Annotated in this window: 12 protein-coding genes and 1 tRNA gene; all 13 read right to left on the bottom strand. The window is 35.6% G+C overall.

Features of this window, described 5'->3' with window-relative positions; translation table 11 throughout:
• Positions 1–27: 27 nt before the first annotated feature.
• Positions 28–840 carry a 2,3,4,5-tetrahydropyridine-2,6-dicarboxylate N-succinyltransferase gene (locus J3D55_RS13065; protein WP_259131707.1) on the bottom strand — a complete coding sequence of 271 codons (813 nt, stop codon included), beginning with the start codon at positions 838–840 and terminating at the stop codon, positions 28–30.
• A 242-nt stretch (positions 841–1,082) separates the two neighbouring features.
• Positions 1,083–1,622 (bottom strand): C40 family peptidase, encoded by a 540-nt coding sequence (locus tag J3D55_RS13060; RefSeq protein WP_259131705.1) that lies wholly within the window; start codon positions 1,620–1,622, stop codon positions 1,083–1,085.
• A gap of 190 nt (positions 1,623–1,812) precedes the next feature.
• Positions 1,813–2,175: a hypothetical protein gene (locus J3D55_RS13055; RefSeq protein WP_259131703.1), complete on the bottom strand. Its 363-nt coding sequence runs from the start codon at positions 2,173–2,175 to the stop codon at positions 1,813–1,815.
• A 37-nt stretch (positions 2,176–2,212) separates the two neighbouring features.
• A tRNA-Ala gene (locus tag J3D55_RS13050) sits at positions 2,213–2,286 on the bottom strand.
• A 183-nt stretch (positions 2,287–2,469) separates the two neighbouring features.
• On the bottom strand, positions 2,470–2,949 hold the full coding sequence (locus tag J3D55_RS13045) for a MarR family winged helix-turn-helix transcriptional regulator (protein WP_259131702.1): 480 nt from the start codon (positions 2,947–2,949) through the stop codon (positions 2,470–2,472).
• On the bottom strand, positions 2,946–3,440 hold the full coding sequence (locus J3D55_RS13040) for a GNAT family N-acetyltransferase (protein ID WP_259131700.1): 495 nt from the start codon (positions 3,438–3,440) through the stop codon (positions 2,946–2,948). Before J3D55_RS13040 ends, J3D55_RS13045 begins: the two co-directional genes overlap by 4 nt.
• 167 nt (positions 3,441–3,607) lie before the next feature.
• Positions 3,608–4,951, bottom strand: a complete 1,344-nt coding sequence (locus tag J3D55_RS13035) for an efflux transporter outer membrane subunit (protein WP_259131699.1) — start codon at positions 4,949–4,951, stop codon at positions 3,608–3,610.
• Between the two features lie 159 nt (positions 4,952–5,110).
• Entirely contained in the window at positions 5,111–8,257 is a 3,147-nt protein-coding gene (locus J3D55_RS13030; RefSeq protein ID WP_259131697.1) for an efflux RND transporter permease subunit, read from the bottom strand.
• A gap of 1 nt (position 8,258) precedes the next feature.
• Positions 8,259–9,443 carry an efflux RND transporter periplasmic adaptor subunit gene (locus J3D55_RS13025; RefSeq protein ID WP_259131695.1) on the bottom strand — a complete coding sequence of 395 codons (1,185 nt, stop codon included), beginning with the start codon at positions 9,441–9,443 and terminating at the stop codon, positions 8,259–8,261.
• Between the two features lies 1 nt (position 9,444).
• Entirely contained in the window at positions 9,445–9,900 is a 456-nt protein-coding gene (locus J3D55_RS13020) for a transcriptional regulator (protein ID WP_259131693.1), read from the bottom strand.
• 117 nt (positions 9,901–10,017) lie between these two features.
• Complete coding sequence (locus J3D55_RS13015) at positions 10,018–10,530, bottom strand: GNAT family N-acetyltransferase (RefSeq protein ID WP_259131691.1); 513 nt, start codon at positions 10,528–10,530, stop codon at positions 10,018–10,020.
• A 268-nt stretch (positions 10,531–10,798) separates the two neighbouring features.
• Positions 10,799–11,026, bottom strand: coding sequence for a DUF2007 domain-containing protein (locus J3D55_RS13010; RefSeq protein ID WP_259131689.1), 228 nt, complete (start codon positions 11,024–11,026; stop codon positions 10,799–10,801).
• Positions 11,027–11,089: 63 nt separating this feature from the next.
• Complete coding sequence (gene lat / locus J3D55_RS13005) at positions 11,090–12,415, bottom strand: L-lysine 6-transaminase (RefSeq protein WP_259131687.1); 1,326 nt, start codon at positions 12,413–12,415, stop codon at positions 11,090–11,092.
• Positions 12,416–12,466 lie beyond the last annotated feature (51 nt).

The raw sequence follows: 12,466 nt of genomic DNA, 5'->3' as shown, positions 1-12,466 counted from the left end.
TAGTAGTATTAGTTTAAAATAGTCATCTTAAACAGCAACATTATTATCTCTCAACGCATCATTCAAAGATGTTTTCTTATCTGTAGATTCTTTTCTCTGACCGATGATCAAAGCACATGGAACCTGATATTCTCCAGCCGGATACTGTTTTGTATAACTTCCAGGAATCACCACTGAACGGGCAGGAACTCTACCTTTAATTTCAACTGGCGTATCTCCTGTAACGTCGATAATTTTAGTAGAAGCCGTCAATACAACATTTGCTCCCAACACTGCTTCTTTTTCTACGCGAACACCTTCTACAACGATACATCTTGAACCGATGAAACAATCATCCTCGATGATAACCGGAGCAGCCTGAAGCGGTTCTAACACACCACCGATTCCAACACCACCACTCAAGTGAACGTTTTTACCGATCTGTGCACAGCTTCCCACCGTCGCCCAAGTATCAACCATCGTTCCTGAATCTACATAAGCACCAATATTTACGTAAGAAGGCATCAAAATAACTCCCGGAGCAATGTAAGCTCCTTCTCTTGCAATTGCATGTGGCACAACTCTAACCCCTTTTTCAGCATAATTTCTCTTCAAAGGCATTTTATCATGAAATTCAAACGGACCTACCTCGATAGTTTCCATTTTCTGGATCGGAAAATACATTACCACAGCTTTTTTCACCCATTCATTTACCTGCCATCCGTTTTCTGTAGGCTCTGCTGTACGAAGTTCCCCTTTGTCAACCAAAGAAATAACCTCTCTAATTGCCTTTTGGCTGTCTTCATTCTGTAATAATTCTCTGTTGTCCCAGATATTTTCAATAGTTTGTTGTAACGACATTTTTCTAGTTTAAAATTATTCGCGAATATACAAAAAAGTTCAGCAAAACCTTTTGAAAGTATTTTGTTTAAACTGATTTTAATATTTTAGTGAAAGTTGATTTTTAATTTTTTATTTCTAAAATTTTCGTTGATAAAAACAGTTGTTTTGTCATTCCTGAGGAATCTAAGTTTTAATTTTAGAAAACTTCGCCGAGATTTCTACGGAATGAAAAACTCTATGTAAATTTTTATATTAAAATACTACAAAACCCTTTGTGCATGAAGAAAGGCATTGTTCCAATATTTTTCGTTTAAAGAAGAAATCATTACGCCTTTTGAGGTTGAAGCATGAATAAATTTCACTTCGCCATCGGTTCCAATGTCATGAACAATTCCGACGTGAGAAACTCTGCTTCCTCCTGCTGTTGCAAAAAATAAGAGATCTCCCGGTTTTACTTCTTTAATATCAATTTTTTCTCCAGCTTCGGCTTGATCAGATGATCTTCTTGGAAGTTTAAAATCGTTTTCCTCAAAAACTTTTACCGTAAATCCGGAACAGTCGAAACCTGAAGACGTATTTCCGCCGAATTTGTAAGGAGTTCCGATGTATTTTTCAGCATCTTTCAACATATTGTCGATTGATTTTGAAACTTTTCCGTCGAATTTTGAATCGAGCTTTCTGAGATTTTCAGTTTTTGCAACTGTTTTAGAACCTGTATTTTTCTTTGTGCCCACATTTTTTGAGCTTCCGCATGAAATTGTAATTATTGATGCAACCAGTAAAACGAGTATATTTTTCATCCTTAGGTTCTTGTAAAACAATCTGTCCGTCATATTTCTCTGATTTTTACTCCAATTACAAATATAGATAAATTATGATTTTAATTAATTGAGTTTATGAGAGAAAAGTAGAGTTTTAAAATAAAAAAAGCCATCCAAATTGGACAGCTTCTATTTTATGATGTAAAAATCTTATTATTTTGAAGTTTTTTCACCTTTCCAGGTTCCGGTTTCTTATAGGTGTCGGAACTGAGTTTGTCCAGCTTCCTGTTCCTTTTTTGTCCTCTCTTGTTAAGGTTCCTTTGAATTCTCCGTCTGCAGGTGAACCGATTGTTGCGTTCAATTCTCCCGACTCATTAAGATATCCTGAAATGTAATAATTTTCAGTAGTCTGGTCAGAATGCATTGTTCCGGTTACTTTTCCGTCAGTTGCCACGACGATGTTCCAGTCTCCTTTTTCGTTTCCGTCATAAGTTCCGGCCCAAGTTCCGATGAAATCGTAGATCGTATCTTCGTCTTTGCTACAACCGATGAACAAAAAGGCAGTCATTAAAAGTAAAAATATTTTCTTCATAGTTTTATAAGTAGTTTTATCACTTAAACAAATTTCGTGGAGAATACGGGATTCGAACCCGTGACCTTTTGACTGCCAGTCAAACGCGCTAGCCAACTGCGCCAATCCCCCATTTTCAGATCCGTATTTCCCGAAACCGTACAAAAGTAAGTATTTAAACTACATTTACAAATATTTTATTGAATTTTATTTAAGAAGTTACCTTATTAACTAGATAATAATCATTTTTTAAAAGCTTCTTTGAATGAAACAGCAAAAAGAAAATTATTTAACTATCAATTTATCAGCATCATCCTATTGCGCGTTTTTCAATTGCAACGCTCTTTGCAGAAATGACTGACCGGCAAGTTTTTCCTCGGCTTCATTAATCGCTTTCAGCAAATGATTCTCATTATCTGATATTTCTCCTAATACTTTTGATATTAATTCCCAGACCGGCTTCATTTTTTCTACCAACTCAATGCCTTTTGGTGCCAATTCTATCAAACGTTTACGTTCGTCGGATTTATCTTTTTTGGATTTAATCATTTGTTGTTTCTCAAGCTCCTTCAAAAGACTGATGATCGAAGGATGCGTATACCCTATTTCATTAGCAATTTCTACAACGCTGAGTGTTTTTTTATGATGTAATGTGAAAATTACCGGAAACCATTTTGGCTCAAAATCGATTCCGAATTCTTTGTACACTAAAGCTCCGTCTTTACGCAACTGATCGCTAAGTCGCTGCAATCTTGTTGACAATGCAAGAACGCCTGATTCATTGATAACATTCATAAGCTGGGTTTTAAATCAAGAAAACAAAATACATTATCGGCATTCATTATTGGGAATTTAGCTGGAAGCAATTCTTTATTAATGACAGTAAAGTGATTTCGTTCATAAAAACGCAATGCTGCTTTTAATATTGATACTGTCCCTAAATATACTTCTTTTATTCCGTTTTCTCGACAGTAAGAAATGAGGATTTCTAATAATTTCTGAGCGATATTATACTCTTTTCCTCTAAATTCTTTTTTCACAAACATTTTTCTGATCGCAGCAGCATTTTCATCAAACTTTACCAAAGCTATTGTTCCTACAAGTTCACCATTGATAAAAGCTCCCCAAAAACTTCCGCCATTCGCAAAATAAAAATCATCGATTTGCATAAGATCCGGCTGATCGTCTATCGTGATATGAACATTAAATTCCTTTTGCTGTATATTCAGTATCAAATCTATAATTGATTTTGAATAGGTGTCGTTTACAGTACTAATTTCTAACATTGTTATTTATTTACGTACAAAACTACGTAGTTAACTACATATATGCAAATAAAATTATTAAAAATTAATTTAAATAACTATAAATGAGATATTTAAATTTAATTATAAAAAAAACGCATGCTAAAATTAATTAACATGCGTTTTTACGATAACTTTATATTGAAAATTTATTTCCAACCACCTCCGAGAGCCTGATAAAGCTCTACTGCTGCTTTCATTTTGCTGTATTGTGCATTGGCGATGTTCAATTCTGCGTTTAAAGAATTTACGCTTGCATTCAATACTTCAAGATAATTTGCCATACCATAGTTGACCAACTCCTGAGAGTAGTCAACAGAATTTTTATAGTTTAAAAGTTCTTTTTGTTTTAATTCTATATACTGATCCTGAACCGAGAACACTCTGATTGCATCTGAAACCTCTTTCCCGGCTGTAAGAACCGTTTTTCTGAAGTTTAAATATGCTGTTTCCTGATTTGCCAAGCTTACTTCATAGTTCGTTTTGATCGTTCTTTTGTTCAAAATCGGTTGAGCCAATCCTCCTACAACACTTGCAAACAATGAATTAACACTGAACAAATGATCGATATCAAGCGACTGGATTCCTCCGCTTCCTGTGATTTTTAAAGTAGGATAAAACTGTGCTTTTGCAGAATTTGTTAGCTCAAAAGCATTCATTAAGCTGTATTCTGCTCTCATTACATCAGGACGATTTGCCAGTAATTGAGCAGGATATCCTAATTTTAAATCAATCGGAATATTCTGGCTTTCTAATGTTGATCTTTCAATCGAATGAGAAGGTTCTCCCATCAATAAACTCATTGTATTTTCCAGTGACTGGATCTGAGTATCGATGTCGATTAATAAAGATTTTGCATTATAAACCAAAGCTTCACTTTGCTGAACGGCAACTTCCGTTACTGTTCCCGCAATTTTTAAAGCTTTTGTTGCTTCTAAATTTTTCTCACGAACTTCAATCGTTTCTGTGATAATTTTCTTCTGCTCATCAAAAGTCAATAATTGATAATAGGCAGAAGCAATAGAAGCGATTAAATCACTTTTTACGGCTTTATGAGCTGCAACAGTTCCTAAATAAGTTGCCAACTGAGCTTTTTCCTGAGCTTTTAATTTCCCCCAAATATCAGCTTCAAAACCAACGCTTGCTGTAATATCAAGCTGGTTGATGTAACGTCTTTCTCCGAATAATTGTCCGGTCTGCGTATTCAAAGACTGTGTCTGGAAAGTGTAACCGGGACCAACCGTTACCGTTGGTTGGTACGCTGCCTTACTTTGCTTCAAATAAGCTTCTGCAGAAGTAATGCTCTGTAAAGCGATTCTTATATCCAGATTATTTTCCAGCGCCTTTGAAATATGCCCCTGAAGTATAGGATCTGTGAAAATTTCTTTCCATGAAACGTTCGCGATATTGGTACTGTCGGTAGGAAGCATATCTGTACGGAACAGCTTCTCGTCTACAACATTATCCGGTCTGTGATATTCTTTTCTCGCCATACATGATGATACGGCTGCAAGAAACTGCGACTGAAAATGTTATTCCTTTTATGATGTTTAAAATACTCTTCATGTTATAATAGAAGTTAGAAACTAGAGGTTAGAAGTTAGATTTAAAAATAATTTCTACTATCTAACCTCCAACTTATCTAATTAAATTTATTCTGCTAGATTGATTTCTTTTGGCTTGATAGGTTTCACTTTCTCCTGTAAATATTCGAAAATTACATACAAAACAGGAATTACGAAAAGTCCTAAAATTGTACCTATCAATAATCCGATTGCTGCACCTGTTGCAATTGATCTGTTACCAACCGCACCGATTCCGCTTGCCAAAACCAACGGCATTAAACCGAAGATGAAGGCAAATGATGTCATCAAGATTGGTCTTAATCTCGCTTTTGCAGCGTTGATGGCAGACATTACAATGGTTTCACCGTGATGTCTTCTCTGCACAGCAAATTCAACTATCAAAATGGCATTTTTCGCTAATAATCCGACCAACATAATCAGGGCGATCTGGAAATAAATATTGTTTTCCAAGCCCATGATTTTTTGTCCGAAATAAGCTCCCATTACCCCAAGAGGAAGAGAAATTACCACCACCAAAGGAAGAATGTAACTTTCGTACTGAGCAGAAAGGATGAAGTAAACGAAAATTAAACTTAACCCAAAGATCAACAATGTCTGAGATCCTGAATTTAATTCTTCTCTTGTTAACCCCGTAAACTCTACATCGTAGTTTTGATTCAGTGTTTCCTGAGCAACCTGCTGAACCGCTGTAATCGCATCTCCGGAACTATATCCTGCTTTGTTTGCACCTGTGATTTTCACCGAAGTAAACAAGTTGTAACGGCTTACAGATTGAGGTCCGTATGCCTTATTTAAAGTAACAAACTGAGAAATTGGTGACATTACTCCTGAACCTGTTTTCACATACAATTCATTAAGGTTATTAATGTTTTGTCTGTTTTCAGGAAGAGCCTGAACCATTACCCTGAACTGTTTACCGTATTTCGTAAAGTCAGCAGTATAAATACCTCCGATGTATCCTTGCATTGTTGCCAAGATATCGCTCACAGAAACTCCCATTTGTTTTGCCAATGGAACGTTGATCTGCATTTCGTACTGAGGATATTTTGTATTGAATGAACTCTGGGCAAACTCGATTTCGGGTCTTTCCATCAGTTTCCCGATAAATTCATTCATTTTATTGTCTAAATCTGCATATTCACCACCTGATTTATCCAAAAGTACCATCTCAAAACCGGCACTGTTACCAAAACCTGGTACACTCGGCGGTTGGAAAAATACAATTTTCGCATCAGGAACTGCTCCGGAAATCCCGAATAATTTTTTAGTGATATCTTCAGAAGTCTGTCCCCCTTTTTTCCTTTCGTCGAATGGTTTTAATTTAATAAAAGCTAAACCATTGTTACTCCCGTTTCCAGATAAGAAGCCTCTACCTGTAGAAATAGTAACGTTTTGTACTCCCGGAACTTTTAAAGCGTTTGCCTGAAGAGTTTTCAACGCATTGTAAGTTCTTTCCATTGAAGCTCCCGGAGGAAGTTGAACGTCTGTAAAGATAATCCCTCTGTCTTCCGTTGGTACGAAACCTTTTTTCATGGTTGTACTTGCCCAATATAAGATACATCCTGTAACTGCAAAGATGATTAAGGTAACCCATTTGTGTCTCAATAAGAATACAAATCCTCTTCCGTAACGTTCTGTCGCAGTTTTAAAAGCAATATTAAACTTATAAAAAAACTTTTTAAGAATATTTAAATTCTTGTATTCTGTATGATGTTCATCGTGAGGTTTTAAGAATAATGAACATAAAACCGGACTCAATGTCAATGCGTTAATCGCAGAAATGATAATCGCAATAATCAACGTAATACCAAACTGTTGGTAGAAAACGCCTGTAGGACCCGTAATAAATGTTACCGGAATAAATACAGATGCCATTACCAACGTAATTGAGATAATCGCTCCTGTAATTTCGTCCATCGCTTCTACCGTTGCTTTTTTAGCATCAGAAATACCGTTCTCCATCTTGGCGTGAACGGCCTCGACGACGACAATCGCGTCATCCACAACGATACCAATTGCAAGAACTAAGGCGAATAGCGTTAATAAGTTTAATGAATATCCAAATAAATTCAGGAAGAAAAACGTACCCACAATCGAAACCGGAACCGCAATTGCCGGAATCAACGTAGATCTGAAATCCTGCAAGAAAATATATACAACGATAAATACCAAGATAAACGCTTCAATTAAGGTATGAACAACCTTATCAATCGATGCATCCAAGAATTCGTTGGTATCAAAGTTGAATGTATATTTTACACCTTTAGGAAAACTTCCTTCCGCTGATTTTAGATATGTTTTAATATTTTTAATGATCTCCTGTGCATTAGAACCCGGTGTCTGGAAAATCCCCATACTAATTGACGGGCTGTTTCCATTTTCTCCGATTCCTGTGTAAGACTGACCTGCCAATTCTACTTTAGCAACGTCTTTCAACATTAAGTTTTGTCCGTCTGCAAGAGATTTAATGATGATATTATCGTACTGTGATTTGTCATTGAATTTACCAACATATTTAATGATATATTCGAAAGAACTACCACTGTTTTGTCCGATAGAACCCGCCGCAGCTTCTCTACTCTGATCGTTGATGGCATTGGTAACATCTGTAGGAGTTACCCCGTAAGCTGCCATTTTTGAAGGATCCAACCAAACTCTCATTGAGTAGTTTTTACCCCCGAAAACGTTGGCATCACCTACTCCATTAATCCTTTTTAAATTTGGAATAATATTGATATTCAGGAAGTTTTGAAGATATACATCATCCAGATCTTTATTTTCAGAATAGAAAGACATATACATCAAGGCACTGGTCTGCTGTTTCTGTGTAACAACCCCAGAACGTGTAACCTCACTTGGAAGTAGCGGCGTTGCTCTGGTAACACGGTTTTGTACGTTTACGGCAGCAATATCAGGATCAATTCCTTGTTTAAAGAATACCTGAATTTGTGCAGAACCGTCATTTCCGGCAGATGAAGTAATATAGTCCATTCCTTCCACCCCGTTGATCTGTTCTTCCAAAGGTACTACCACACTCTTCATTACAGTTTCCGCATTGGCTCCTGTATAGTTCGCTGAAACGCTTACTGTTGGTGGCGCAATGTCAGGATACTGTGTGACCGGTAGTGAGATCAATCCCAATACCCCCAAAATCACAATCAAGATTGAGATTACGGTGGATAAAACCGGTCTGTTTATAAAATTTTTAATCATTTTAGAATTTCGGTTTTATAGATTGAACAAGACTATCCATTTTGATTTTCTTCGGCTTCACGGCAGTTCCCGGTTTTAAACCTCCGATTCCTGCAGCTACGATCATTTCGCCTTTGTTTACACCAGATTTTAGAAGCGCTAAATTGTCGATTCTGTCGATTACAGTTACAACAACATTTTTAGCAGTATCTTTTTCTACTTTATAAACGTAAACAATACCTTGCTGTTCGTAAGTCGCACTTTCAGGAACTACCAATACATTTTCATAAGTTTTTGGTAATCTGATAGATCCACTATTTCCGTTACTCAATAATTTCTGAGGATTTGTAAAGCCTACTCTAAACTGAATCGTACCCGTCGTATTATCTATCTGTCCTGTAATGGCTTCAATTTTACCTTTTTCAGAATAAATGCTTCCGTTTGCCAGTTGAAGTTCAACCAATGGAAGGTTTTTAATTTTCTCAGGCAATGTTGCACCCGGAGATTTTTCAAGGAAGTCAAAATATTCTTTTTCATTCATTGAAAAGTAAGCGAATAACTGAGAAGTGTCTGAAATTGTCGTTAAAGCAGTCTGATCAGTCGGTCCAACCAAACTTCCTACTTTTAGCGGAAGTTTTCCGATAACTCCGGAAATAGGTGCACGAATCACAGAATAATCGATATTAGCTGCAACTCCTTTATAATTAGCAACCGCCTGACTTTTGCCCGCTCTCGCTTGTTGTAACTGAGCCTGAGCTTGAGCCAAATTTGCCTGCGCCGTCTCCAACTGAACATTACTGATGATATTTTTCTGAACAAGTGGTTTCAGTTTATTTACTTCCACATTCGCAGCGTTTACCGCAGCCTGAGCCGCCGCAATATTAGATTCTGCAGCACCGATTCCGGCTTTGGAAGCGGCAGCATTTTCAGTTAAAATATTGGTTTCAAGACGGAATAAAGGTTGCCCTTTTGTGACGTATTGCCCTTCATCTACCAAAACCTGAGTGATATATCCCTGTATTTTAGCACGAACATCATTGTTTACCCTACCTTCGATTGTAGCAGGGAAAGTCTGATAGCCGACTATATTTTTCGACTCCACATTTACCACAGGATATGGTTTTGCACCATCCTGCTTTGGAGCTTCTTTTTTGCAGGCAACTAAAGAAAGTCCTGCAATAGAAAGTATAACTAGCTTATTATTCATTTTATAGTTTATTAAGAGATTGCTGAATATTTATTATGTTTTTATTTAAAAGAGCTTTATAAGCTTCAATTTTTTCGTCGTACCCATCTTCCTGATTTTTTTTAAAATTGTCTAAGTCATCTAGTAGTTTTAATTCGTCTTTCATCTTCTGAACTATTTTTTCAAATCTTATTCTTTTATATTCGTCATTGATGAAAAAATATCTTCTTCGTTCATCCATTTTGTTATGATCTACGATAAGCTGTGCGTTCAGCAACAAAGAAATACTTGTAGAAACCGAGCTCTTACTCGCAGAAAGCACTTCCACAAACTCATCAAAAGTGATACCTGCTTTTTCATAATCGAAAAGAAGATAAGCATAAATTTTTGAGGCTAATGGAGGTAGGTTGAAAATGGTGCCATAGAATTTAACGGCATCCTGAAAAATTTTTTCGTCAATTTCTATACTCTTATGCATTGTATATTAATTTGTAGCAAAAGTAGAAATTAGTTCAGAACTAAACGAACAAACTCAATAGAGTTTATAAATAGATAGCGTTTTAAAAATTCAATGGAAATAGATTTAACCTTTTGCCTAAATTATAATCTTCTCAAATGCCTTTCTCATTCCGCCGGCAAGAAAAACTTCTCCGCAATAAGAATATCCTTTACTTTCCAAGATTTTTAGCATCGCCATATTATCATAATTGGTGTCTACTTTCACACTCTGAATTCCCTGTTCACGAGTAAAATATTCAATATGATCAAACAATTTTTTCGCCAATCCCTGACCTGCAAATTTTTCATCAACAGCAACTCTGTGAACCACAACAAATTCTCCGTTGCTCAACCACGCTCCTTCAATCGTGCTGTAAGCCGGCTCATCATTCAAAATTAAAGCGGTATAAACTGCAATTTCACCATCGACTGTAAGAACATATCCGAATCCTTTTGCAATGTCACTTTCTACCGTATTCATATTAGGATAACCTTGTTGCCATTGCGTGCTTCCGTCTTGTTTTCTTCTTTCGATTGCCTGTTGCAAAATGTTCCAGATCATATTTCTGTCTTCAATTTCTGCCTTTCTTAGTTTAATTTCTGAATTCATTGCTGTGAAAAATTTTAATTAAAAGATTAAAGAATTATTTTGAATTTAAGTTTTGACTAAAGTCAAATTGAACGTCTCTATTTCTGAAGGCGGGCTAAAGCCCACCTCTATTGATTATGCTGAACTTGTCGAAACATTTAAAAACTAATAATAAAATTCTTAAATCTTAGAATAAATTATTGCTAAAAATTTAATTAAAAAAAACCGAAAACTAATTAAAATTAATTTTCGGTTCGAAGTAGTAAAATTTAAAATTATGAAATTGTTTTTAATTTTCATTTTGTTGAAGATAAGCGTCGATCACGTCGAATGCTTTTTTTTCATCTTCTAACTTAACCATTAACTTTAACGATGTAGCTGTAGGCGTAGTCGTAAAAGTAAGGTAGCTATTTTCAACTGAATTTTTTATTTGTGCATCATCCAATTTTGACTTAATTAGCTGGATTTCTGCTGATTTGTCGCTTTCAAAAACTGATACTCTTGTACTTCTTTCCATATTTCGATCCCGTTTGAGTATCTAAATATATGACGTTTTTTTGAAAATTACAAATTTTGAGTTTTAAATTTTATTAATATTATTTTCAATTTTGTCTAAAGCAAGTTGAATTTCTTCCTTCGTAACGTTCAAATGAGGTCTGAATCGAAGTGACTGATCTCCACATGATAAGATAAATAAACCATCATTGAAAAGCTCATCTCTTAAGTGATTTCTTTCTTCATTCGTTGGTAAATCAATAGCGCACATCAACCCTCTTCCTCTTGCATTTGACAATTTTTCAGGATGTTTCTGTTCTAAAGTTTTTAAGCCTTCCAATAGATAATCGCCTACAATTCTTGCATTTTCTACAAGATTTTCTTTTTCAATAACTTCCATTACCAATTGGAAACGAAGCATATCGATAAAGTTACCTCCAAACGTAGAATTGATTCTTGAGCTTTCTCTGAAAACATTATTCGGAACTTCATCAAACTTCTCTTTATTGGCTAAAACACCACAAACCTGCGCTTTTTTACCAAAAGAAATAATATCCGGTTTTGCTGTAAAATGTTCAAAAGCCCACATTTTTCCTGTAATTCCGATACCTGTCTGAACTTCATCAAAAATCAAAAGAATTTCGTTGTTATCACAGATTTTTCTCAACCCTAATAAAAACTCGTCTCTGAAATGGTTGTCACCACCTTCAGCCTGAATCGGCTCAATAATGATACAAGCCACTTTATCAGGATTCATCAAGATTGCTTCTTCAATATTCAATAAAGCTAATCTTTCGTTTTTAATGGTTTCTTCTAAATTTTCTTCCGTGATTGGGAAATGTAATTTAGGATTCAGAATTCTTGGCCAGTTAAACATCGGGAAATACTGATATTTTCTTGGGTCAGAAGTATTTGTTAAACTCAATGTATAACCGCTTCTTCCGTGAAATGCCTGTCTGAAGTGAATACAAATTCCCGCTTCTGTTTCAAGACCTTTCTGGAAATTTTTATGCGTTTTCCAGTCGAAACATGCTTTCATGGCATTTTCAACCCCTAAAGTTCCGCCTTCAATAAAGAAAGCATACTGTAATTCTTCAGGAATAACCACTCTTTCGAAAACTTCTAAAAAGTGTGCATATTCTTCAGAATAAATGTCTGCCAAAGTAGGTTTGTTGACAGCCATTTTCCCTAACCAAGCCGATTTTTCGACCAAATAAGGGTGATTGTAACCGATAGACGCCGAAGCGAACATCGAAAACATATCTAAATATTCTCTATTTGTAAGCTTGTCATAAAGCCAAGATCCGTGAGATTTTTCAATATCCATCACGAAATCAAAACCGTCCGCAAGAACGTGTTTACCTATTGTATCTTTAACTTTATTTGCTTGTATATCAATTGTTTGTTCCATATTAAATAAAAATCTTAGGGATAATTATGATTAAAAATTAAGAGTAAAAAT

The sequence above is a fragment of the Chryseobacterium ginsenosidimutans genome (genome assembly GCF_024807225.1).
Taxonomy (GTDB): Bacteria; Bacteroidota; Bacteroidia; order Flavobacteriales; family Weeksellaceae; genus Chryseobacterium; species Chryseobacterium ginsenosidimutans.
The sequence above is the reverse complement of the archived record's forward strand: the minus strand, read 5'-3'. Positions and strand labels throughout refer to the sequence as shown.